Raw genomic sequence first — 24,997 nt, 5'->3', positions numbered from 1 at the left:
CTTCAGATACATCCCAAGTTTTACATTACGCCAACCCTCTGCCGAAATTCTGTTGAAATCTAGACCAGTTTCAAACAAATGATCGCCAATACGGGCCATGAGAGTGATTATTCATCCTGTGATTAATCACTCTACGTAAGGGAATATCCTGTGGATAACCGTGTGTATATATTTATGTTATTGATTGAATTCAATAAGAAAGCGGTTGTTTGCATATAAAAACAAGAATTGAAAATCAATGAGTTAGCTAAGAAATATTTTGATTTAACACAAGATGAAAGGAGTCGTCGAATTGTGGATATTGATTCAGTGGTGAATAGAAATCGCTTGATGGTGGCAGGATTTGCCACCATCAAGAAGGCTTACTTTTTATTCACTAGGAAATTCACCACATTGGAGAACTCTTTGCCATAGTCTTCCGCTTTATCAACTGAAATGCCGTTGTTGCGAACTTGATATTTACCATCAACAAATAATGCTGGCACACCACGCAGTTTTAAATCTTGGGCCGCATTTTGCTGTTTTGCCACCACAGATTTGACCACGAAGCTATTCAGTGCTGCATCATACTCATCACCAGAGATACCTGCTTTGATAAAAGCATTACGAATATCAGCTTTGCTGTTGATAGTTTGTGTTTTTTGGATGCCTTCAAACAGAATTGGCGTCACTTTATCTTCTGCTTTCAATACAATAGCAACCGCCCACGCTTGTGTTAAATCAGCGCCTAAAGGCCCTAAGAAATCAACGTGATAACGTTCCATTTTTACGCCTTCTGGTAAGTTTGCTTCTACCGTTTGTGGCACTTTATACACACTTTCAAACTGGTAACAGTGTGGGCAGTAAAAAGAGAAAAATTCTAAAACTTGTGGCAGGTTTTGCACAGGTTTAACATCGGTATACTCTTTACCTTCTGTATAATTTGCCGCTGCAGCACCAAAAGACATGGCAATACCAAGCAAAGCCAACATAATTTTTTTCATAGACTACATTCTCCAAAAACAAAGACTTAAATGTTAAAACTGCGGGGTTAATTGCAAAGGAGCATCCTGCAACCGTTCAATTTGCTGCGCAAACTCAAGAGATTGCTTTTGCCAAAAATCATCAGCCTGTAGCCATGAAAACGCCCGAGGAAACGCAGGGTCTTGCCAACGGCGAATAATCCACCCAAGATAGTGAACCATACGCATCGCCCTAAGCGGCTCAATCAGCTTCAGCTGTTTTACATCAAAATCAGAAAACTCATTATAAGTTTCTAATAACGTATCTAATTGAATGATTTGCTCTTGGCGTGAGCCATTGAGCAGCATCCACAAATCCTGAATCGCAGGGCCATTGCGCGCATCATCGAAATCCACCATCCAAGCCTCATCACGCCACAAGATATTGCCTGGATGGCAATCCCCTTGCAGTCTTAGGGTAGATAAGGTTGTTGGCCATTGCAGTTTGACCTGCGCAATCAGTTTATCCAACGATGCTACAAATGGCTCTTTATCGCGTTCTTTTATCAATGAACTTGAAACAATAATATCGCGCGGTTTATCAAGGTATTCATCCACGCCTATTGTCGGACGAAATGCAAAGTTTTTGCGCTGACCAATTTGATGAATGCGCCCTAATAAATGCCCTACACTTTCGAGCTGAAATAAGTTGTCTGTTTCATATTGCCGCCCACCGATACTCGGAAAAACAGCAAACATAAATCCACCAAACTCCAACACCGTTTGCCCAGCAAACTCAAGAGGGGCTGCAACAGGCAGTCCTTCATCATGTAATTCTAGCGTAAAATCATGCTCTTCTTGAATTTGCGACCGATTCCAACGTTCAGGTCGATAAAACTTCACCACATAACGTTGACGATTTTCATCTTGAAACTGAAAAACGCGGTTTTCATAGCTGTTTAATTCAGTCAGTCCTGATTCTAGGTAAATCCCCGCTTCCATTAGCGCGTCTAAAATCAAGTCAGGTGAAATTCCACTAAAATGGAAATTCGAAGGTTCTATCTCATTCATGATTTAGTCTTTTATGATCCCACGAGCACGCAAAATGGCTGTTTTAAAGTCATCTTCATAGTCTTTTTTTAGTCCAGGGATCACATCGTTACTGTCCGTGCCACGCATTTTCAGATGATAAATCAATACATCATCCGTTAATTCAGATAAGCTGCCTTTAAAGCCCGCTTCATCAGCAAGTTTCTGCAATAATTCAACAAGGTTTAAATCTGAGTTATCTTTCCAAACAGGGTGCAGAAGCTCAATAACTTCATTTAAGCGATGGCATTTCATGTTTATTCCTTTATCACGAATATTCGATACAAGTTATCAATAATCATACAAGAGAAAAAGCGAACTGTTGTCAATCTACGTAAAGTTTAGCGCCAATACGTACGAATATTCATTGATTTTATAGCAAAATAGAATAAATTTTAGCAATTACTATACGCGAAAGTGTTTGCAGGTAAGTTGAAACATTTTCTTGAAGATATTCAAGGATATTGAATATGTCATTTCGACAGTCAATTACAGGGGTCATACTGGCAGGTGGCCGCGGAACACGTATGGGCGGGCAAGATAAAGGCTTAGTGCCCTTGTTAGGCAAGCCTTTATACCAATATATCCTCGCACGCTTATCCCCCCAAGTTCACCAAGTGATGATTAATGCCAATCGTAATCAAGATGAATATCGTCAAAGCCAATTGACGGTTATTACGGATTTAAATGCGGATTTTTCAGGTCCTTTAGCAGGTATGCAAGCAGCTCTTCATTGTGCCAAAACCGATTGGCTGCTATTTGTCCCTTGCGATGTGCCTTCTTTCCCATTGAATTTAGCGGAAAAAATGTTCATGGAAAAAGAGCAGCATTTGGCCTGTTATGCTCAAGATACCGAACGCGAACACCCCACGTTCGCCCTGTTACATCGAAGTCTCCAATCCCAACTCGATAATTACCTCGCCAGAGGTGATCGTAAATTGATGCTATTTATGCAGAAAATCAATGCAAAAGGCATTACGTTCTCGTCAGAATCTGGTTCATTCGCTAACTTGAATACGCCGGAAGATAGCCGTAACTGGGAGTTACAACAAAAATAGCCATGAAACAAAATACGCTACCCCTACTCGGAATTACCGCCTACAGCGGCACGGGTAAAACAACATTATTAAAAAAAGTCATTCCACTGCTTAGACAACGTAACGTCCGTGTCGGTTTAATCAAGCACACCCACCATGATATGGAGGTGGATAAACCGGGTAAAGACAGCTTTGAATTACGTAAAGCAGGTGCTGACCAAACCCTTGTCGCCAGCGAAAAGCGCTGGGCGCTTATGACAGAAACACCAGAAGCCAAAGAAATGGATCTGTATTATTTAGCCAGCCGTTTTGATCCTGCGTCTTTAGACTTGATTCTCGTCGAAGGATTTAAACATGAGACGATCGATAAAATCGCGTTATTTCGATCTGAGGTTGGAAAACCACTGAATGGCCTGATCGATAACTATGTAGTCGCTGTCGCCAGTAATGAAATCATTGATACTCAAGTGCCACAGCTTGACATCAATAATCCAGAACAAGTGGCTGATTATATTGTGTCTTGGTGGCAAAAAAGCCAATAACTGCGCACATTGTGCCTATTACTTACATGAATAGGCGCAATACGTATTAAATGAAAATAAACAAGACTTATGACTCGTACTCAACGCTTGCTGACTTTATTACAAATCTTAAAAGAAAATCGTTATCCAATTACGGCAGAAGCCCTTGCCTCCCAGTTGGAAGTAAGTATTCGCTCAGTCTACCGCGATATAGAATCTCTCCGAAATCAAGGGGCTGAAATTGTTGGGGAAGCAGGTATCGGTTACCAACTCAAGACAGGGTTGTTATTACCCCCATTAACCTTTGATGAAAATGAATTAGAAGCATTGATTTTAGGTTTGCGTTGGGTAAAAAGTAATGCCGATACTGAGCTCAAAAATTCAGCCATACGTGCAATCAGTAAAATCAATGCGGTGGTCGCGGGGAATGCCCAAAAGATCCTCAATCAAAACACCTTATTTGCCCCTACAACTCATTATTATGACATCAATGATAAAATTGCTAAGGACCTACGCTTAAGTTTACGAAAAGAGTGCAAAGCCCGCATGACTTACCTTGATGGCCAAAACCAATCAACTGAACGCGTTATTTGGCCAATTGCCATTGGTTATATGAAAGATTCCCAAGTCTTAGCGGCATGGTGTGAATTACGAGAAAGCTACCGTCATTTTCGCTTGGATCGTATTCAGTCGTATTTTGCACTTTCCGATAACCTACCGTATCCAAAGGAATATCTATTAGCACGATGGCAAAAAGACGTGTTGTGTGTCTCTCCTGACAATTTCTGACACTGCCCTCCCTTATAGTAAGCACTCAACTTCATATAAGGGAATAACCATGAGCGAACTCGTCCTTTTTACTAACTCAATGTCACGCGGCAATACCGTCGATTTATTATTAAAAATCCTAGATGTTCCTTACAAACGCATTGAGCTAGGCTATGGCGCAGACATGCACACTGCTGAATACCTCGCGATTAACCCGATGGCGAAAGTGCCTGCATTAGTTGATGGAGATGCTATCGTCACTGAAACTGCAGCGATTTGTACTTATTTAGCAGACAAGTTCATTGAAAAAGGGTTAGCGCCTGCACTGGATGATCCAAAACGTGCTGCTTATTATCGCTGGTTTTTCTTTACGGCAGGGCCAATTGAATCAGCCTTTACAGTCAATGGCTTAGGTATTCAATTAAACGAAGAACAGCAAAAATCGTCTGGCTTTGGCTCTGTTGAACGCACAATGGCCTGCTTAGAAGTGGGTTTAAATAGTGCTAACCCATTTATTTGTGGCGAACAATTTACCGCTGTCGATGTGTATGTCGGGGCATTTGTGATGTTTTTAGTCAAATACCAAATTATGGAAGCCACGCCTGCAATGCAAAAATACCTTGATAGCTTAGCAACCATCCCTGCAATTGCAGAGTTGCTGGAAAAATAATCTAACGAGTAAGGAGTATGATAGTAGATTAATTTTGGAAATATACTCTACTATCTATACTAACTACTTATTTTGGATAAGACTATAAGAAAATCATTTTTAATCTCTGGTGAGAATAATATAAAATGTTTTTCTTCTTTATAGAAATATCCGAAACAAAGCATATCAATGTCACTATTAAAACTTAGTAAAGTATTATTTTTTTCAGCCTTCTTAATAAATCGCCCTTTAAATGAAGCTCCGAAAACCTCACCTATTAGCTCAACATTATATTTTCCACCCACCTCTTCCTTCCAACTCAAATGTATTTTTTCATTCTCGACCATTATAGAAATCACTGTATCTTGATTTGATAACCAATTTCCCTCTAAATCATTTGGGGAACCAAGATAATATTGTTCTGTATATTGCCTAATTAACCTTTGTTTTTCCAAAGATTTATCTTTAAGTTCACTCCATTCCTTTTCTTGAAGCTCTTTCTTTTTATTAATTTCTATAATTAAGGCATGAATATTATTATGAGGATTCTCAAATTGAAGAGCTTTAGAAACTATTTCTTCTGCATCAGCTGTAAATCCTGCATTTAACAATAAATATCCTTGGTTAGCCATTGCTAGCGTATTATCATAAGAAGAAGACATTTTATAATTATCAACCGCTTTAACTTGTAAACCCAGCCGATCCGCTATAACCCCCAAATTATTGATTGCATTTGAATTATCTGAATCAATATTGACTAGTTTTATATAATTACTTATCGATATAGCATTATAATTTTCTTCACTAGCTATATAAGCTGAATCAAATAAATCAGATCTATTATACAAATCAAATTCTACTGATTTATCCTTGCAAAAAACTGACAACTGCATATTTTCTAATGAACCTTCTATTCTTGATAGAGCTGAGTATATCATTCCTTTAAAGGTTATATTTTTAGTATTCTTAAGTTTTTCAATTAACATCTCTTTTGATTTTATAGATTGTTTATCATGATCTAAAGCATAAATTAAACTGATAAATACCTTCATGTTTATTTCTTCGGATAAAATACTTTCCAATGCAGATTGCCATAGTTTTACTTCACTTGAATAATCCATACTGTCACGATAACAAAAAGAAAGCCAAGAAAGGCAATCATACTTAGACTCATCTGTTTCTGCTTTTTTTGTGAGTTCTTTTAATTTATCAATTGCCGAATTGTCTTTAGCTTTTTCAAATCTGAAATATAAATACATTGCTTCATCTTTTAGCCTTTCAATATCATTAACTTCGTTAATCCAATGTTTTTTGAATATACGTTCAGCATCATCAACTCTTCCTTCCGAAAATGCAAGGTGCATATCTCGAAACCACATATCTTGATGAACTTCGGCTTGAGAAACAACCTCACCTGTAATAAAGTGTTCACCTGAACTAGCAGATTCATTTGCCAAATTGTTGTTATCTGTTGGTTTCGAAGCCTCCATGCCAATAGAAGATGAACCATTCTTAAATGATAAAGAAGTTAGTCTCGATATAAAATTTGAAATAGATGCTCTACAAATAATAATTAAAGTAATAAAAATAATACTAACAGAATTATTAGTCAAAAAATCAGCAATTATTTTAAGTTCCTCTGTCATGACTCAATAACCATTCCCATATTAATAATATTTCTAATTGTATGTATATTTTTCATTAAAGCTATTAAATAATAATTAAAAAAAAGCTAAGCTCATCAAAGCTTAGCTTTTAAATTTAGATGGCCAATGCTTAACGCATCGTCACAAACTCTTCCGCTGCGGTTGGGTGGATAGCCACGGTATTATCGAAATCTTTCTTGGTTGCGCCCATTTTTAATGCGACCGCGAAACCTTGAAGAATTTCATCCATACCGAAACCAATACCATGAATTCCAACAATCTTTTCATCTTCACCAACACAAACTAACTTCATGCGGCAAGGTTGGCGATGGGAAGTCACTGCGGTATACATCGCCGTAAATGATGATTTATAGCTTTTCACATTGCCTGCACCGTATTTTTCAACGGCTTCTGGCTCGGTTAAACCGACAGTACCAATTGGCGGATGCGAGAATACAACAGTCGGGATATTACTGTAATCTAAGTGCTCATCTGGCTTGTTATTAAACAAGCGTTCAGATAAACGACGCCCTGCAGCTACCGCCACTGGTGTTAATTCCACTGCACCCGTGTTATCACCAACCGCATAAACACCTGCAACGTTAGTGTTTTGGTATTTATCGACCTTGATGTAGCCTTTTTCATTTAACGCGACACCTGTTGCTTCAATATTCAGGTTATCTGTCATTGGCTCACGACCAATAGCCCAAATTAATGCATCAACAGTCTGTTGATGGCCGTTTTCCAATTTCAACGTCAATGAACCATCGGTATTTTTCACCACTTCTTTTGGAATTGATTCAGTGTGCAGTTTTGGCCCTTCGGTGTTCATCACTTCCACCAGCGTTTCGACAATCAGTGGGTCAAATGAACGCAATGGCGCATGTTTACGGACAAATAAATGCGCTTCAGCCCCTAAACCATTTAACACACCCGCCAGTTCAACGGCAATATAACCCGCGCCAACAACCGCCACGCGTTTTGGTAAATCCGCCAGTTCGAAGAAGCCATCAGAAGTCATGCCGTACTCTGCACCTGGGATCGCAGGGATCACAGGACGACCACCTGTTGCAATCAAAATATGATCGGCAGTATAGGTTTCACCATTCACTTCAACAGTATGCGCATCCACAAAACGCGCAAAACCGCTGATCACATCCACTTTATTATTCCCTAATACACGGTCATAGGATTGGTGAATACGATCAATATAAGCAGTACGACTCTCAATTAAGGTTTTCCAATCAAAACGGTTAATGGTTGTGTCGAAACCATAATCAGGACCATAATTGCGAATGGCTTCTGAAATTTGCGCAGCATGCCACATCACTTTTTTCGGTACACAGCCGACGTTAACGCATGTTCCGCCTAATGCTTTCGCCTCAATTAAGGCACATTTTTGTCCATACATCGCCGCACGGTTCATCGATGCAATACCACCGCTTCCGCCACCAATTGCAATATAGTCGTAATGTTTGCTCATAATTTGGTTATTCCCATTTATTGAATGACTTATTGATTCATTTTCTCGCAGGTCGCTATTCATTGTCATGAGATAAATAGCGATTTACGATAGGCCACGCCTGTTATTTCAATTGGCATAACCTATTAATCAGGTAAATTACTCAGGCACAATCCACTCAACTAACGTGTGTCCTGTGCCTTCTGGAACCAGCGTTTTATGCAACCACGGCAGCACATTTTTCATTTGCTGCTCAAGTTTCCAAGGTGGATTAATAACAATCATTCCTGATGCCGTCATACCGCGCTGGTCGCTATCAGGACGCACAGCTAACTCAATTTGTAGAATTTTGCGAATGCCTGTTGCTTCTAATTGGTTGACCATGCGCTTAATTTGTTGGCGTAGTACTACCGGATACCAAATCGCATAAGTCCCCGTAGCAAAACGCTTGTACCCTTCAACAACGGCTTTTACCACTGCTTCATAGTCACTTTTCATCTCATAAGGGGGATCCATCAACATAAAACCACGGCGACTTTGTGGTGGTAATTTTGATTTCAGTTGTTGATACCCATCTTCGCGAGAAACTTGTGCACGATTATCTTTCAGGAACTCGCCACGTAATAAAGGATAGTCGCTGGTATGTAATTCGGTTAATACCAGTTTATCCTGTTCACGTAATAAAAATTTGGCTAATAACGGTGAACCCGGATAATAGCGCAAGCGCCCGCCATCATTAAGGCGACGCACGATATTCATATACGGCAGTAATTCCTCAGGTAAATCCGGCTGCGCCCAAATACGTGCAATCCCGTCGAGGTATTCACCCGTTTTCTCTGCATGCTCACCCGTTAATTGGTAACGACCCGCCCCTGAGTGCGTATCTAAATACAAAAACGGTTTTTCTTTCTCTTTGAGAGATTCAATGATCAAACTTTGTACTGTGTGTTTTAACACATCAGCGTGGTTGCCTGCGTGAAAGCTATGACGATAACTTAACATGTAACGTTTATTTCCTGAGGAAATTCAACACTAACCACCATCGTAGTTACTATTAAATAGATGCGTAAAAGAGCGCCTTTTTGAATAAAAAATAGGCCGTATTGATACTTGTGCGCCATTATAGCGAAATTTGCTCATAATTGTCACAGTCATGGAGACAGTAAAATTTACATGACCTAAATGCCATAAAACGCTATCCTAAACACAAATTTTGATATATTTAGGGGAAAAAAATGAAAAAGTTACTCATCATAACCACAATTTATGCAGCTTTTTTTACTAGTGCATCTGCGATGGCTGCTAAAGGCCAAAATGGCTGTGAAATTAAAAAACAAAATATCGAAGAACAAATTAAATATGCCAAACAACATGGTAACCAATATCGTGTTAATGGTTTAGAGCAGGCGTTAAACAATGTAAACCGTTATTGCACACCTGAATCTTTATACCGTGATAGCCAAAAAGATGTCGCCGAAAAAACCGAAAAAGTCCAAGAGCGCGAAGCGGAGTTACAAGAAGAAAAAATAAAGGGCAATGACCGCAGTAAAATCGAAAAACGTGAGCGCAAATTAGCTGAAGCACAAGAAGAATTAAAACAAGCTCAAGCTGAATTACAAACCTACAAAGACGCGCTTTAGTCTTTCTCATTTCATTATTAACCGCACTTCAATGCCTGTTTTCATTGAAAAATAGGCATTGGAGTAAAGTTATCCGTAAATTTACGCTATAGTAATGGCAGGTTATCGTTAATAAACAGCAAATTGCTCGAAATACTGCACTAATTTAGCAGTAAAAATAAGAGGGACATCAATGTCAGATAGGCAGGAAGACGAACAAAAAGAAACCAATAAACTGAAAGCGACACTGACAAAAAGCCTCGATGGCAGTAAAAAAGCGCTCACTTTTTCTATGCGTGTGGTGAATTTTGTTACCGCGATCCCTTTTATTGCACATTTAATTCGTACCGCACAGCGTTTTACTGACCGCATGGGCAACCAGTTTGGAGCCGCAATCACCTACTTTTCTTTTCTCTCGTTAATTCCTGTATTGATGTTCTCCTTTGCTGCTGCTGGTTTTGTGTTAGCCAGTAATCCTGAACTCCTTGAAAAACTGGTTCGCGGCATCTCTGCCAATATTACTGATCCCACTCTCGCCAATACATTAGAAAGAACGATTGATACCGCAATTCGCCAGCGGACAACTGTTGGTTTAACAGGTTTGGCATTAGCCGTATATTCAGGCGTTAACTGGGTGAATAACTTACGGTTAGCGATTTTGGCACAATCAAGGCCTGTTTGGGAACGAAATGAAGATGAGCAAGAAAATATCGTTTTCCGCTACATTCGTGATTTTTTTGCTTTAATTGGCCTATTAATTGCGCTGATTGTCACCATTACCCTGACATCTGTTGCAGGTTCAGCTCAAGCCACCATCGTCAGCACACTGGGCTTAGATGGTATTGAGTGGCTAAAGCCAGCGTGGACGTTAATTGGTTTAGGAATATCCATCACAGCAAACTTCCTGTTGTTTTTATGGATATTTTGGATCCTACCACGCATGCAACACCGCCGCCGTTCCTTGTTCAAAGGCACACTATTAGCCGCGATTGGCTTTGAAATTATTAAATCAGTAATGACGTGGATTTTACCAAATTTGGCGTCATCACCTTCAGGTGCCGCATTTGGTTCTGTGCTAGGTCTAATGGCGTTCTTCTACTTCTTTGCTCGCTTAACCTTATTTTGTGCCGCATGGATTGCGACGGACGAACCCAAAGGCTCACAACAAGAAGCCACACTCTAGTCATTTAATCAGGGGGAACTATCCCCCTGATTTGCCTAATCACACGACGATTGTAACTCTTTAGCCAGTATCTCGACGAGTTCAGCAGCGGGCAATTCACGTACCTTCGCCACATTTTGGCCTGCCCAGTGAGCCGCAAATTCGTCACTCCCTGCTTTTGTCGCAGCGGCATTCAGCTGCTTACCCACATCATAGGCGATTGGGTAATCTGGCAATTTACTCGGTTCATATTTTTTTCCTGCTTCCATAAACGAATTTATAATCCCACGAGCTGGACGTCCAGAAATCGCCGATGTTAACGCGGTATTATCTGTTGTTTGCTGTTTTAATTTTGTACGATAGCCTGCATTCGTCGCAGATTCAGGGCATAACAAAAATGCGGTGCCAAGCTGTGCAGCTGCCGCACCATTGCTTAATGCGGCTTTGATATCTTGGCCATTCATAATCCCACCCGTAGCAATAATTGACAGATGGGTATGCTGTGACAATAATTTCACCAGCGCTTGCATAGTGAGTTCATCATCAGGCGCTTTTACATCAAACATCCCACGATGACCACCTGCTTCAATTCCCTGTGCAACTATCGCATCAATACCTGCTTTTTCAATCGCCTGAGCTTCTTGCAGATTGGTTGCTGCAGCCATGGTATAAATCCCCTGTGCTTTTAACTGACTAACAACCTCGGCTGATGGCACATTGAAGTGAAAACTGACTACTGGGGGCTTCATTTCAAGGAACAAAGCCAACATGTCGGGGTTGTCGAGAAATGAGAGGTAAATTTCACCCAATTGTTCAGGCGGCTGCGCATTGAATTGCGAGAATTGTGATGATAAATAATCAACCCATTCTTGTTCATTTGCTTGACTGCGTTTAGGCGTTAGATGGCAAAATACATTCACATTAAACGCTTTGTCTGTTAAGGCTTTCGTTTGTGTAATCAATTGCCGAGCTTGTTCAACAGAACTGGCCCCTAACGCTAATGACCCCAAACCACCCGCTTCTGAAACCGCGGCTGCCAATGCTGGTGTTGAAACAACCGCCATCGGTGCTTGAATAATGGGATAGCGTAAACCTAAGCGCTGTAGAAATGCATTTGAGTTATTCATTATCTTTCCTTTGTCTCGATGTCAGGGTACACTTTACGTTCTTATTTAAAGAATAAACATAGCATAACATTCACATAAAAAGAAAATGAACTCTGAATCTCTAAAAATATTTTGCACTGTTGCCATCGAACTCAGCATTACGCGTGCGGCAGCTCGGTTAGGCCGCGTGCCATCAAATATCACCACCCGAATCCAACAATTGGAAGCGGATTTGGGCGAGTCACTTTTTATCCGTCAAAATAAACGCCTTGAACTTTCCGAAGCAGGCAGGCAATTTCTTGATTATGCACAGCGCCTGCTCGCATTAGAAGAAGAAGCTCGCCATGTGATAAGCGGTGGCCAAGATGGTGGACAATTACGAATTGGGAGTATGGAAAGTACAGCCGCTTGTCGGTTACCTTTACCGCTAGCGCAATTTCACCAACAAAACCCAACCACGCGATTATTACTACGCACGGGGTCTTCTCTATCGCTCCTTGAGCAAGTGCATACAGGAAAACTGGATTGTGCTTTTGTTGCCCTACCTTCTTCACTCTATGAGCCTAGCCAGTTTTCACAAATGGGTATTAAAACAGAGGTTATTTGGCAGGAAGAATTGCAATTGTTACTCCCTGAACACGATCACAGTGCTCGCCATAATGTTGACATTAAAACTCGTTCACTCGCCGCATTTACCCAAGGATGCAGTTATCGCAATATTGCCGAGCAGTGGTTGGGGATCCCCGCTAATTTAGACTGGAATATTCAGGAGATGAATTCTTACCACGCCATGATTGCTTGCGTCACTGCGGGAAGCTGTGTTGCACTTTTGCCCAAGCACCTTATCGAGTCGATGCCAATTTCGCCATTGCGATTAGGCCGTATTCCAATCACGACCTGTGACACCCTGTTGATTTATCGTGAAAATTACCACGTACCTGCATTTAGCGCATTTAAAGCGTGCATCACGTCTTCACATAATGGGTAATATGGGAAATTCCCAATTGACGGCCTGATAAGGACTTTTGATGACAAACGTATTCCCACAACTGGAAAACTTATCCTGCGGGGTAGCTCTCTACTACCATAACCAACTTAAAAAAAGCGTTGGTACATTTTGCGCCAGAGGTGCATCACTGGATAACGCCCCGCTTACCGTCAATACCCCATTACGCATAGCGAGTAATACGAAAACCTTTACCGCTGCAGCAATTTTACGTTTAGCTGAAATGGGAAAAATTAATATTGATGATGCTATTTCCAAGCTGATTGACCCACAATATGATTCATTACTAAGTACTCAATACAACACCCAACAAATCACCGTTCGCCATTTACTCAGTCACAGTAGCGGGTTACTCGACCACGCTGATGCAGATTACCTTAAAGAGGTCATAAAGCGCCCAGATTACCAATGGAGCCGTCTTGAACAAGTTGAGATGTATGTACGCAAGCATTTCCCCTTTATTGCCCCCTCAGAGTCTTTTATTTATTCAGATACTGGATACATTCTACTCGGCGATATTATCGAGCGAATAACAGGACAATCCCTTGGTCAAGCTGTTCGAGAATTACTCAAATTTGATAAAATCGGCCTAGAAAGTGCTTATTGGGAATATTTAGAACAACCACCACAAAGTGCATCGCCAAGGGCAAAACAATACCTTGGCAAGTTTGAAGGAACCCATATTCATGCCTCTATGGATGTCTATGGCGGCGGCGGGTTGATTATGTCCGCCAAACAAATGGCCCAATTTTTAGAAGCCTTATTTGAAGGGCAAGTTTTTGCTTCACACGAAACGCTAAAAACTATGTTAAGTGTCGGTTCCCATAAAGATGCTGAAAGCTATCGCTTGGGTATTATGGTCAGTGAAGTTAACGGTATCACCCTTTATTCCCATTTAGGTTTTTGGGGGTCTGTGGCTTACTATTCACCAGTAACAAAAACCAGCGCGGCGGGCTTTGTGGATGACAAAGAATCAAGAGACACACTGATTAGCGTGATTGAAACATTATTGACTGAACAATAATTACTGGGAAGAAAGATAGCCTGTGTATTTACGCAGGCTATCTTTTTATCGATTATTGGGCGGCCGGCGTTGCTGGCGCAACTGTAGTTGGCTCTGGAGTTTCAGGAATTTTCGGCCAAAGGACTTTATTAAATTTTTGGCGAATTTCTTCTGCATCCATGGTTTGCTTATCTTTAGGCTGTGCTAAAACAAAAGCAGCCTCTTGGGACAGTAAACGTCTCGCTTCCATATTCACTTGCTCAAGGCTTTGTGCAGCTAAAAAAGCCTGCCTTAAGCGTTGATATTGCTCTGGTGCGATATCCACAACGCCATTTTGCTGGGAAATCAAACGCTGGCTAATCAGCACATCCGTACTGGTGCGTGCATACGCAGCAAACAACTGAGACAACTGCACCTGTTTTTCTTTGATCATCTCATCGAACAACTCAGGTGAAATCCCGTTTTGATTAATTGCTGCTAGTTCACTCGCTACAAGGTCTGCTACTGCAGCCATTTTTTCTGGTGCTGCTGTAACGGTAAGCGTACAAGTTGCTTTTTGATATTGCACTCGGCAATCTAAACCAGGAACAACTTCATCTTGATTGAATTTTTGGTTAAATGATTTTTGTAACGTACGGTAAACTGCTTCACGCGCTAAATCACTCGCCCAATAACGTAATAAAACGTTTGAATCATTAATTGGTAACCAATCAATATCCCAAATTAAAGACAGGGTATCTTGCGCTGGTTGATCCTGCAGGATATCAATAGACTGTGGTTTAACAGTGGATAATACCGCCACAGAAACAGGTTCTGAGCGTCTTCCTTGCAGCCCAGAGAACGTTTGTGAGATTGTATCGGACAACATCCGTGAATCCACATGCCCCGCTACATAGAGTGTCATCACATCTGGCGTGTACCATTTTTGGTAAAAATCATTCACACCTGCGAGATCAACATTCCCACTAGGTTTCTGGCCTGGGTCATATCCCATCATGGCTGAACCCTTCAAACGCGCACGCCAAACGGGATCATTCGCATTTAATGGTAGCGTTGCGACAGGCACATTTTGAGCTTCTAGCCCATTGTGCAATGCTGCTTCTGTGTATGTTGCACCTGCTACTGATGTTGACAGCCAACTCAGCGCCTGTTTAATTAAATCAGGGCGGTTGTTCGGTAAACTTAGGCTGTAAATTGTGTAGTCATAAGAAACCACGGCAGGGGGAATTGGCATATCAGGGTCAGTAGCCTGTCGCCAAAACTCTTGTAAAGTCGCCGTCGGGAATGCTTCTGTTTGATGAAGTAGCGCCATTTTAGGGATTAAATAACTGTAACCTTTTTCACTCGCTTTTTCTGATAATGAGCCTGCTTTAATGGCTAACCTGAGCTGAATACGGTCATTCGGGCGCTGTGGTGTTTGTAATAATTGCCAGCTAAAGCCATTTTCTAGCTTTCCTTGCTGCCATGCTGGATCGGGTTGTAACGGTTCAGCCTGCGCAAATTGCGCGACTGACAGTAATACAACACTGATAATATACCGAACTTTCAAGCCCTGCATGTAAACCCCTATGTGTTTTATATCTTTATATTTAACCGCAAATTACAACGAATAAGTTAACGAAAAACGCGAACTTACTGGGTTAAACGATATCGTATGGCTTTATCCAATCTTTCATTGCCACCACTCTAACGATATTAGACCATAAAGCTGAAAGCATGTTCATGGCTTAGTCTGATTTTTGTTGTTTTCTTTGACGATTATAACCTTTTGCCAATAAACCAAGCTCATCATCGTGATGATAACTAGATACGGTGACTTGATTTACCGATTCATTAGTTTGCAATTCAATCGCTATTTTACGCAATGGCCTAACAATCATACGGCTAACACACCAGGTCATCGCAATTGCGATAATCAAAACCAACAACAAATAAGTGGTCGTCATTAAAGCAAGCGTATTTAATGCAAATCGATAAACTCGGTTCGAATCTACCTGTAAGGTCAAATAACCTTGAGGCTTGGCTTGTAGCACGACATTGCCATAAGCATATAATGGCACTGTCATTTCCACAGGAATGCCCACAATATACTCTGCCCATTCAGGTATCGGCTTTGGCGTCGCAAAACTTAAATTCATGACGGTAGCATCATCAACAGTAACTATCGCTTTTCCCATAATGCCAGAGGTTTTTAAGCTCACAAGCAACTTTTTCGCTTCGTTAAGATCTGAGCTTAGCAGAGAATCTGTTAATGGTTTTTGAATTTGCACAACAGCATTACTGAGCTGATCTAAGTAATCCTGCTTACGCTGCTCTAGTAAGTAACTGAATTGAATAGCTAAAAAAAGCGCAAGTGAGAGTAATGTAATCGCAAAAAATGCAACCATACTTTTTAATGTTAGTGAGCGTTGGACTTGCGTATTCATTTGGCCACAACCTTCCTAATCAAGCCGCTTTTTAAAGAAGAACGAAAAACATCTGTCAGTATACTTGATTTTATCCGCAAAAGAGTAATTTAAAAAGAAAGATTGGATATTTAAGATAAGATACAACTCGAAGAGAATTATGCACTAACTCCACAAATAAAATGGCAGAAAGAGGGGCTTTCTGCCATTCAAAAACTTAACTTACAACAATCGTGTGTTTTTCATCTTCATCGACTGCAAAACATGCGACAAGCTGCTGGTCATATTCTTTCAGTGTCGGTTGAAATTGTGTACATTGGCTAAATGCACGGCGGCAACGAGCAGCAAAAGCACAGCCAGGAGGTGGGTTCAACGGACTTGGCAATTCTCCCGTTAATTTAATGCGTTCACGACGTGAATCTGGGTTCAGTCTTGGGGTTGCTGAAAGTAACGCTTGTGTATAAGGGTGCAGAGGATTGTTAAAAATCTGTTCTTTCGTCCCTTTTTCCACACAACGCCCCAAATACATCACCATCACCTCATCGGCAATGTGCTCCACCACGGATAAATCATGGGAAATAAACACATAAGACAAGCCTAAATCCTGTTGAAGATCCATCATTAAATTTAACACTTGAGCACGTACAGACACATCCAGCGCAGACACTGGCTCATCAGCCACCACAATATCAGGGTCAAGCATCAAACCGCGTGCAATTGCAATCCGTTGACGCTGACCACCTGAAAACATATGTGGGTAACGGCTATAATGCTCTGTTTTCAAACCGACTTTAGCCATCATCGATAATACTTTTTCTTTCCGCTCTTCTTTCGAAAGCGTCGTATTAATCACTAATGGCTCTTCCAATATTTGTCCCACTTTTTTGCGTGGATTCAAAGACCCATACGGGTTTTGAAAGACGATTTGAATTTTTTGGCGACGTAATTTTTCAGCTGATTTATCTTTAATCAACAAGTTTTGGTCTTGATAATACAGTTCACCATCAGAAGGGTGCTCTATCATCGTCAATAAGCGACCTAATGTCGACTTACCACAACCAGACTCTCCCACAACAGCTAATGTTTTGCCTCTTTCGAGCTCAAATGAAACGCCATCAAGTGCTTTTAACGTCTTTTCTGCACCAAAAACGCCTCTTTTGACAGAGTAATATTTTTTCAAATCCACCGCCTTTAGCAGTGGTGTAGCATGTTTGTCACTCATAGTGTTGGCCTCCCCATATCATCAAGCGGCATATGGCATTTAACTTGGCGATCACCAACGGTTTGTAACATTGGCTCTTCTTGGCGGCATTTCTCTGTGGCATACGGGCAACGCGGATTGAGCAAGCAACCCGTTGGCCTGTCATATTTACCAGGAACCACGCCTGGAAGCGAAGCTAAACGTGATTTATTCGTCGCAAATTCAGGGAGCGCACGTAATAGCGCCTGTGTATAAGGGTGGCGAGGATGTTTAAAGATATCACTCGCTTTTGCTGACTCGACAACTTGCCCTGCATACATCACGATAATGTGGTGAGCGGCTTCAGCAACCAATGCAAGGTCGTGAGTAATCAGCACCAGAGCCATATTTTCTTGCTGTTGTAACTCCAACAGTAATTCAATAATCTGTGCTTGAATCGTTACATCCAGTGCGGTTGTTGGCTCATCTGCAATCAATAACTTAGGACGACAGGCAATCGCCATCGCAATCATCACTCGTTGGCTCATCCCACCCGATAACTGGTGCGGATACACATCCAAACGTGATTCAGGATCAGGTATCCCCACCATATCAAGTAGATCAATCGCTCGTTGCTTACGAGTACCTTTATTACCACCTTGATGAACTTTTAATGCTTCCATGATTTGATAACCCACTGTAAAGCATGGGTTCAAGCTGGTCATCGGATCTTGGAAAATCATCGCGACATCGGCACCGACAATTTGTCGGCGCTCTTTTTCAGGGATAGACAATAAATCGCGGCCATCGAACTTTAATGAGTCCGCCATCACTTTTCCAGGGTAGTCAATTAACCCCATAATGGCTAAAGAGCTAACCGATTTTCCTGAGCCTGACTCGCCAACAATCCCAACGACTTGGCCTTTTTCAACGCTATAGCTGATCCGATCAACGGCGCGAAACGGAGCTTTGTCGTCGCCGAAATGTACCGAAAGTTGTTCTACATTTAACAGTGCCATTAGATTACCTCATCACTGCTTGAGTTTTGGATCAAATGCATCACGCAAACCATCGCCCATCAGGTTAAACGCTAATACAGTTAATAAAATTGCTAATCCTGGGAACGTCACGACCCACCATGCGCTCTGTGCAAACTGCAACACATCAGACAGCATTGTTCCCCACTCTGGCGTTGGAGGTTGAGCCCCCATACCAAGGAAACCCAAAGCAGCCATATCTAAAATAGCATTCGAAAACCCTAACGATGCCTGAACAATTAAGGGCGCGAGGCAGTTAGGTAAAATATTGACAAACATCTGACGAATAGCCCCTGCACCCGCAACTCGCGAAGCGGTCACATAGTCACGGTTTACTTCGACCAAAACGGCTGCACGCGTCAAACGGATATAGTGAGGCAACGCCACGAATGTCAATGCAATAGAAGCATTCACAATAGAAGGGCCAAAAATAGCCACCAGCACTAAGGCCAATAACAGACTTGGCAACGCCAACATGATATCAACAACACGCATAATCAGCGCATCAACGACCCCACCAAAGTAACCCGCAATCACACCAATTGTTACCCCCATGATCAATGAAAGCACGACCACAAGGCAACCAACTAGCAGTGATAAACGAGCGCCATACATCAAGCGAGATAATAAATCGCGCCCAACGTCATCGGTGCCTAAAATAAATTGCCACGTTCCGCCCTCTTGCCAAACTGGTGGGGCAAGTAAAAAGTCACGGAATTGCTCATCTGGAGCATGAGGGGCTAGGATCCCTGCAAAAATCGCGATTAACACCATCAGGATGATGTAAAACATCCCAACAACGGCCCCTTTGTTGCGTTTAAAATAGTGCCAAAATTCTTGTAACGGTGTCATCGGCTGTGGGGCGCTGACAACGGTTGGCTCAGTAGATTGAGACATTTAGCGCTCCTTATTTCTTATGACGAATTCTTGGGTTTACAATGCCGTACAGCACGTCGACCACTAAGTTAACGAAGATAATCAATGTGGCAACAAGCAACACACCGCCTTGAACAACAGGGTAATCACGGCGTTGTAGCCCTTCGATTAACCAACGGCCTAACCCTGGCCATGAGAAAATGGTTTCGGTCAAAATAGCCCCCGCTAGCATAACCCCAACCTGCAAGCCAATCACGGTGACCACTGGCAACAAAGCATTACGTAAAGCATGAATAAGGATAACCCTTGCACGACCTAAGCCTTTCGCTCGTGCGGTACGGATGTAGTCTTCACCCAATACTTCCAACATAGAAGAACGTGTCATTCGCACAATAACGGCTAATGGGATCGTCCCCAATACAATGGATGGCAAGATAAGGTGTTCTAACGCATCGACAAAATCACCACTCTCCCCCCAAATTAGGGTATCAATAAGCATAAAACCCGTGAGTGGTTGTGAATCATCAAGGAAAACTGTGTCACTTACTCGCCCTGCAACAGGCGTCAAGTCAAGCTGTACCGACACTAACATGATGAGCATGATCCCCCACCAGAAAATCGGCATTGAATAACCTGTTAAGGAAAGCCCAATCGCGGTGTGGTCAAAAATCGACCCGCGTTTAACTGCGGCTAATACCCCAACAGGGATCCCGACAGAAATCGCGAAAATCATGGCACAGGTGGCTAATTCAACAGTTGCTAAAAAGCGTGGAACAAATTCTTCCCATACGCCAATGCGACTTTTTAGGGAAATCCCTAGATCGCCATGAAATATGCCATTGATATAATGCAGATATTGTTTCCAAAGTGGCTGATCTAGCCCTAATTCAGCCATTAAATAGGCGTGTCTTTCGGGGGATAACCCTCTTTCGCCCGCCATGATCATGACTGGATCACCAGGGATCATATGGACAAAAGCAAATGTGAGTAATGTAATACCGATAAACGTGGGGATCACAAGCCCCAATCGTCGGAGGATAAATTGCAGCATATCCTGAATCTCTTTAATAATGCCGTTGACGGCTCTTAGTCCGTTTGGCTACTCAGAAAATCACTTTTCTGGGTGCTCACAAACAACTGAACTTCTCTGCTTCTTTTAAAGAAGAAAACGCCCTTCGTTCCAAACCAGCAACGAAGGGCATAGACAGATTAGATACGATTACTTCTCAATATCGACGTTTTCGAAGTGATGTTTACCCAGTGGATCAACCACATAGCCTTTCACTTCTTTGCGTACTGGTTCAAACACAGTTGAGTGAGCAATGATCAGCGCTGGAGCCTGTTCATTCATCACAACTTGTGCTTGTTTATACAGCTCAACGCGTTTGTTGTGGTCTGCCGTCATACGAGCAGGCTGGATCAGGTTTTCAAAGCTTTCGTTACACCATTTGGAGTAGTTAGAACCTTGTTTTTTCGCAGCACAGCTAAATAATGTAGCGAAGAAGTTGTCTGGATCCCCATTATCCCCAGTCCAACCCATCATGACCGTTTGTGGCTCACCGTCTTTAGCACGCTTGAGGTATTCGCCCCACTCATAGCTAACAACTTTTGATTTCACACCAACTTTCGCCCAGTCTGCTTGGATCATTTCGGCCATGCGACGTGCATTTGGATTATATGGACGCTGAACTGGCATCGCCCACAAATCAATTTCAAACCCATTCGGGAAACCTGCTTCTGCTAACAGTGCTTTGGCTTTTTCTGGATTATATTCATAATCCGTCACGGCATCGTTATAGCTCCACATCGTTGGTGGGATTAGGTTTTTCGCTTTTTGACCTGCACCTTGGTAAACCGCTTCGATGATCGCATCTTTGTTCACTGCCATTGACAATGCTTGACGAACCTTTTGATTATCCAGTGGTTTTTTCTCTACGTTATAAGAGAGGTACCCCACGTTCAGACCTGGTTGCTCTAACAAGGTAATATCTTTGTCTTGTTTCATGCGCTCTAAGTCAGCTGGATTTGGATACGGCATAACTTGGCATTCATTTTTTTGCAGTTTCGCATAACGTACTGAAGCATCAGGCGTGATTGAAAATACTAAGCGGTCAAGTTTTGGCTTTGTTCCCCAATATTGGTCATTCGCCTTATATAAAATGCGGGAGTCTTTTTGATACTGTTGTAAAACAAAAGGGCCCGTTCCGATAGGGTTTAAGTCAACTTTTTCAGGAGTTCCTGCTTTCAACATTTGGTCAGCATATTCCGCAGACAAAATGGAAGCGAAGTCCATTGCCATATCCGCTAAGAATGGCGCTTCAGGGCGAGTTAGTGTAATTTTTACTGTGTTATCATCGACTTTTTCAACTTTGTCGATAATTTTATCCATATCCATTCCCATGAAGTACTCATAGCTACCGCCAGAAACTTTATGATATGGGTGGTTTGCATCTTTTTGACGCATGAATGTATAGATAACATCATCCGCATTAAGGTCGCGGGTTGGTTTGAATTCTTTGTTTGAGTGCCATTTCACGCCTTTACGTAGGTGGAAAGTATACACTTTTCCATCATCACTCACTTCCCAGCTCTCTGCTAAGCCTGGCTCAATCTCTGTAGTACCTAATTTAAACTCAACCAAACGATTATACAGTGGAATTGAACTTGCATCGTATGTTGTACCAGACGTAAATAACTGAGGGTTAAAGCCTTCTGGCGAACCTTCTGAACAGTACACTAATGTTTTAGCTTGTACTGATGCCGACACCGCTAATGCTGCTAGTGTTAATCCTACTGAAAGTAGACCTGTTTTTTTAATAGAGCGCATCTGTATGCTCCTGTGGTGTTCATGTTGTTTTTGCTCGATGACTAACCCCGCCATTAAAATGACAGAAGTAGTATCTGTATTTTTTGTTATTCATTGAGCAATTAATCAACTGTCACTCACTTCGTCAATAGCTGCATTGACTCATCACACACAAAACTCGTAACATATTAGAAACAATTAGCATGCTAATTTAGGCTAAAATATCAATGAAACGATCAATAAGCAGGCGTTATAACCATATTATTAGTAATGATTAGTGTTTTGTGTTGGGGTTATTTATTTTTATATTTGTGATTAAGTGCTGAATTACTGAACGAATATAGCGTTTTACCCAATAGCTGCTGAAATAAAACACTGAAGGAAATGAGGATTGAAATTATTTTAGCATGTTATTATTTAGTTTATTTTTTATCCATATTAAAAACATTCGCCTGTTCATGCTAAACATAATTTTAACCAATTGATAACTTAAAGAATAAAATAATTTTTATGCGTTCCTTTTAATCATTCAAGCTGTATACATAAAATTCTATGATATTGTTGATAAAAGCTACAATTGGCTAAGACGCTCCCCACTCCTCTCATACTGTTGTTAACTTATTGACTAATAACGCATACTCGCTTGGATACCTGAATGGAGGCTATTAGCAACAACCTGATTAACTTGCCAAATAGGCGCTTCAAGGAAAACATGATAATTGATTGCCCCTATTGAGCCCCTCACTCCAGCCTTGCAGCCTAATAAGGCATTCTTTCGCCAAAATGTTGTTCTATCATTTGCCGTTACCCCCATTCCAATAGAACTATACAACTGAGTTTGTTCCCTCGGTATATCCCAACTCACTTCATTGTGTAGCTTTAAGCTATTGTCTCCCATCTCAATACCATCTGTATTTGGAAAACCCTGCACGCCGTTTCTTCCAAAAAAAGCTTCTCGCTCTAACAATCCATCGAGTTTAGAGCGGCTCAATTGGATATCTAAACTATTCTGATAATAAATAGATGAGCTTCCCCAAGCTGATGAAAATGATAGCTGGTAAATTTGAGGCCGTTCTAACCCTGTAATTTGTGTCGCATTAGCGCCAAACAAACGGTTCCCTTGTTTATATTTCAAAGATACCGTCGCTTGGCCTCGTGAAAAAGTGTGCTGATAAATCAGGTCACCAGACAAATAGCTAGCTAGCCGCCTTTGCGTTACCAAGCGTTGCCCTGCTAAAAAGGTATCAATAGTTTGAATTTGCGAACTAACATTAAATAAAGTAACGCTATTTTCAGTGCGATTAAAAATATATTGTACAGTCAGTAATAATGCCCGATTACGTTGCTGCATCTCTAGTGCGATGTCATTAATTAGTATCTTTGTTTGGCTATTTTGGTAATGACTATAAAGAGAAAACAACCAATAACGATATGGCAGCGAATAACCAAGCGCGATAGCTTGTAGCTTATTTCCATTCGAAGAACCTAAAGAATGATTTGCATTTAAATACAGCGAATCATTTATCCGTAACGGATTAGCAAAAATAACATCATGAGAGATGACAGCTTTAGACTGACTATCAAAAGGACGATATTCAATAGACAATATTCCTCTTTGATCACGTTGATTCCCACCAACGACAACAATCTCAGTTGCCTGAGGATTCATGTCATCAGGCGCTAAATCAATACGGTAAGGAACTAAAGCTGCATTTTGTAGATTATACAAACCCTGTTCAATATGTCGTAAATTTAGAACATCACCCGTTTCAAAAGGAAAAATATTGGCTCCCCCCTGATAATGAATATTCGAAATAGTCCCTGTAATAACCTCGGCCTGTAAAATGTTCAAAAACAAGGGTTGTTCAGGGTAAGACAGATAAGACGTTAAATAGCCCGCTTTAATTAGCTCTGTATTTATATAATCCGCATGGGTAAGTAACTCAGACGGAGTCATACATCGGCCTTCAATCATCCCACGCCAGATTTTTATCTGCTTAGGTTTAATCTTGGGTAACCGCTCCATACCCATTAAATTAAAAACGTTAATAATGATACAAGGCAGGGGCGTAAGCTGGTTCACATCCGCATTTTGGCTATTTGGCGCTGCAAAACCTTTTGGTATCACCGCTATCAGTGCAACAAAATAAAGGATAAGAAAAATAGAGGGGTTAACATGCTTGGTTTTCATTAACGAGTCCTTGTCATGAAAAATACCTTTATCAGCACCATAAACAACTTGAGCTAATAAATAAGCTTTATTGTAGCCAGTACGTAATTCATGAGGAAAACTCAAACCGTAGGTGTGTATAACACCAAATACAGCAATAGATTGCAATCAAAGTTAATCTGAAAAAATAATAGTCGAAAGGTTTAAAATTGCGGGGAGCTAAAACGAGAAAACCCACCTCTATGAGGTGGGTTTTGGAATTTGGTCGGCGAGAGAGGATTCGAACCTCCGACCCACTGGTCCCAAACCAGTTGCGCTACCAAGCTGCGCTACTCGCCGAAAACGGTGTGAATAATACTGCCAAGAATGGGGATCGTCAACCCATTTTTATTGAATTCCGTTCATTTGCTGATAAAACCACCAAAAAGGTAAGGTTTCTTTGCTTTTTTACCAAACACACTAAAAAAATAAGCGCTAAATACAATTTAGCGCTTATTTATCAAACAGATTAACT

General features: G+C 41.3%; 23 protein-coding genes and 1 tRNA gene. 8 read left to right on the top strand and 16 right to left on the bottom strand.

What is annotated here, in order from left to right:
- Positions 1–362: 362 nt before the first annotated feature.
- Genes dsbA through KDJ85_RS13780 form a run of 3 tightly spaced genes read right to left on the bottom strand, consistent with a single transcriptional unit; the run spans position 363 to position 2,285 of the window.
- On the bottom strand, positions 363–983 hold the full coding sequence (gene dsbA / locus KDJ85_RS13790; protein ID WP_047755858.1) for a thiol:disulfide interchange protein DsbA: 621 nt from the start codon (positions 981–983) through the stop codon (positions 363–365).
- 33 nt (positions 984–1,016) lie between these two features.
- A complete protein-coding gene (locus KDJ85_RS13785) occupies positions 1,017–2,012 on the bottom strand; it encodes a serine/threonine protein kinase (RefSeq protein WP_225820163.1) in 996 nt (331 codons plus the stop codon).
- Positions 2,013–2,015: 3 nt separating this feature from the next.
- The gene (locus KDJ85_RS13780) at positions 2,016–2,285 is read right to left on the bottom strand and encodes a YihD family protein (RefSeq protein ID WP_206084828.1); all 270 of its coding nucleotides are present in this window, start codon (positions 2,283–2,285) and stop codon (positions 2,016–2,018) included.
- Between the two features lie 215 nt (positions 2,286–2,500).
- Between KDJ85_RS13780 and mobA the strand changes: the two genes are divergently transcribed.
- The 4 genes from mobA (at position 2,501) to KDJ85_RS13760 (ending at position 5,026) form a co-directional block, all read left to right on the top strand.
- Positions 2,501–3,088, top strand: coding sequence for a molybdenum cofactor guanylyltransferase MobA (gene mobA / locus KDJ85_RS13775; RefSeq protein ID WP_225820162.1), 588 nt, complete (start codon positions 2,501–2,503; stop codon positions 3,086–3,088).
- Between the two features lie 2 nt (positions 3,089–3,090).
- Complete coding sequence (gene mobB / locus KDJ85_RS13770; RefSeq protein WP_225820161.1) at positions 3,091–3,609, top strand: molybdopterin-guanine dinucleotide biosynthesis protein MobB; 519 nt, start codon at positions 3,091–3,093, stop codon at positions 3,607–3,609.
- A gap of 69 nt (positions 3,610–3,678) precedes the next feature.
- Positions 3,679–4,377 (top strand): helix-turn-helix transcriptional regulator, encoded by a 699-nt coding sequence (locus KDJ85_RS13765; protein WP_225820160.1) that lies wholly within the window; start codon positions 3,679–3,681, stop codon positions 4,375–4,377.
- Between the two features lie 49 nt (positions 4,378–4,426).
- Entirely contained in the window at positions 4,427–5,026 is a 600-nt protein-coding gene (locus tag KDJ85_RS13760) for a glutathione S-transferase family protein (protein ID WP_225820159.1), read from the top strand.
- Positions 5,027–5,085: 59 nt separating this feature from the next.
- Here KDJ85_RS13760 and KDJ85_RS13755 read toward each other — a convergent pair whose 3' ends face one another.
- From KDJ85_RS13755 to KDJ85_RS13745, 3 genes are all read right to left on the bottom strand, one after another.
- Positions 5,086–6,651: a tetratricopeptide repeat protein gene (locus tag KDJ85_RS13755; RefSeq protein WP_225820158.1), complete on the bottom strand. Its 1,566-nt coding sequence runs from the start codon at positions 6,649–6,651 to the stop codon at positions 5,086–5,088.
- Between the two features lie 130 nt (positions 6,652–6,781).
- Positions 6,782–8,134 (bottom strand): glutathione-disulfide reductase, encoded by a 1,353-nt coding sequence (gene gorA / locus KDJ85_RS13750; RefSeq protein ID WP_225820157.1) that lies wholly within the window; start codon positions 8,132–8,134, stop codon positions 6,782–6,784.
- A 138-nt stretch (positions 8,135–8,272) separates the two neighbouring features.
- Positions 8,273–9,115 (bottom strand): 23S rRNA (adenine(2030)-N(6))-methyltransferase RlmJ, encoded by an 843-nt coding sequence (locus KDJ85_RS13745; protein ID WP_225820156.1) that lies wholly within the window; start codon positions 9,113–9,115, stop codon positions 8,273–8,275.
- A gap of 233 nt (positions 9,116–9,348) precedes the next feature.
- Here KDJ85_RS13745 and KDJ85_RS13740 point away from each other — a divergent pair, with 233 nt between their 5' ends.
- Positions 9,349–9,753, top strand: a complete 405-nt coding sequence (locus KDJ85_RS13740; protein ID WP_225820155.1) for a DUF1090 domain-containing protein — start codon at positions 9,349–9,351, stop codon at positions 9,751–9,753.
- 172 nt (positions 9,754–9,925) lie between these two features.
- Positions 9,926–10,915 carry an inner membrane protein YhjD gene (yhjD, locus tag KDJ85_RS13735; protein WP_225820154.1) on the top strand — a complete coding sequence of 330 codons (990 nt, stop codon included), beginning with the start codon at positions 9,926–9,928 and terminating at the stop codon, positions 10,913–10,915.
- Between the two features lie 35 nt (positions 10,916–10,950).
- On the opposite strand, the gene KDJ85_RS13730 is transcribed toward yhjD, so the two are convergent.
- Positions 10,951–12,021 carry an NAD(P)H-dependent flavin oxidoreductase gene (locus tag KDJ85_RS13730; RefSeq protein ID WP_225820153.1) on the bottom strand — a complete coding sequence of 357 codons (1,071 nt, stop codon included), beginning with the start codon at positions 12,019–12,021 and terminating at the stop codon, positions 10,951–10,953.
- 85 nt (positions 12,022–12,106) lie between these two features.
- Here KDJ85_RS13730 and KDJ85_RS13725 point away from each other — a divergent pair, with 85 nt between their 5' ends.
- Positions 12,107–12,988 (top strand): LysR substrate-binding domain-containing protein, encoded by an 882-nt coding sequence (locus KDJ85_RS13725; RefSeq protein WP_225820152.1) that lies wholly within the window; start codon positions 12,107–12,109, stop codon positions 12,986–12,988.
- A gap of 40 nt (positions 12,989–13,028) precedes the next feature.
- A complete protein-coding gene (locus KDJ85_RS13720; protein WP_225820151.1) occupies positions 13,029–14,030 on the top strand; it encodes a serine hydrolase domain-containing protein in 1,002 nt (333 codons plus the stop codon).
- A gap of 52 nt (positions 14,031–14,082) precedes the next feature.
- Here the strand turns inward: KDJ85_RS13720 and KDJ85_RS13715 are convergent, their stop codons facing one another.
- The 9 genes from KDJ85_RS13715 to KDJ85_RS13675 all read right to left on the bottom strand — a co-directional run bounded on the left by KDJ85_RS13715 (position 14,083) and on the right by KDJ85_RS13675 (position 24,822).
- Positions 14,083–15,567, bottom strand: a complete 1,485-nt coding sequence (locus KDJ85_RS13715) for a M16 family metallopeptidase (RefSeq protein ID WP_225820150.1) — start codon at positions 15,565–15,567, stop codon at positions 14,083–14,085.
- Between the two features lie 169 nt (positions 15,568–15,736).
- Entirely contained in the window at positions 15,737–16,435 is a 699-nt protein-coding gene (locus tag KDJ85_RS13710) for a HAMP domain-containing protein (protein WP_225820149.1), read from the bottom strand.
- A 196-nt stretch (positions 16,436–16,631) separates the two neighbouring features.
- The gene (gene dppF / locus KDJ85_RS13705; protein ID WP_225820148.1) at positions 16,632–17,636 is read right to left on the bottom strand and encodes a dipeptide ABC transporter ATP-binding subunit DppF; all 1,005 of its coding nucleotides are present in this window, start codon (positions 17,634–17,636) and stop codon (positions 16,632–16,634) included.
- Entirely contained in the window at positions 17,633–18,613 is a 981-nt protein-coding gene (gene dppD, locus KDJ85_RS13700; RefSeq protein ID WP_206084843.1) for a dipeptide ABC transporter ATP-binding protein, read from the bottom strand. The genes dppF and dppD overlap by 4 nt, the downstream gene beginning before the upstream one ends.
- Before the next feature lie 12 nt (positions 18,614–18,625).
- Positions 18,626–19,528, bottom strand: a complete 903-nt coding sequence (dppC, locus tag KDJ85_RS13695) for a dipeptide ABC transporter permease DppC (protein ID WP_225820147.1) — start codon at positions 19,526–19,528, stop codon at positions 18,626–18,628.
- Between the two features lie 10 nt (positions 19,529–19,538).
- Positions 19,539–20,558 carry a dipeptide ABC transporter permease DppB gene (gene dppB, locus KDJ85_RS13690; RefSeq protein ID WP_206084845.1) on the bottom strand — a complete coding sequence of 340 codons (1,020 nt, stop codon included), beginning with the start codon at positions 20,556–20,558 and terminating at the stop codon, positions 19,539–19,541.
- Positions 20,559–20,726: 168 nt separating this feature from the next.
- A complete protein-coding gene (gene dppA / locus KDJ85_RS13685; protein WP_225820146.1) occupies positions 20,727–22,334 on the bottom strand; it encodes a dipeptide ABC transporter periplasmic-binding protein DppA in 1,608 nt (535 codons plus the stop codon).
- A 604-nt stretch (positions 22,335–22,938) separates the two neighbouring features.
- Positions 22,939–24,504: a ShlB/FhaC/HecB family hemolysin secretion/activation protein gene (locus KDJ85_RS13680; protein WP_225820145.1), complete on the bottom strand. Its 1,566-nt coding sequence runs from the start codon at positions 24,502–24,504 to the stop codon at positions 22,939–22,941.
- Between the two features lie 241 nt (positions 24,505–24,745).
- A tRNA-Pro gene (locus KDJ85_RS13675) sits at positions 24,746–24,822 on the bottom strand.
- Between the last annotated feature and the right edge of the window lie 175 nt (positions 24,823–24,997).

Origin of the sequence: Providencia vermicola (genome assembly GCF_020381325.1) — a bacterium.
GTDB lineage: Bacteria > Pseudomonadota > Gammaproteobacteria > Enterobacterales > Enterobacteriaceae > Providencia > Providencia vermicola.
The sequence above is the reverse complement of the archived record's forward strand: the minus strand, read 5'-3'. Positions and strand labels throughout refer to the sequence as shown.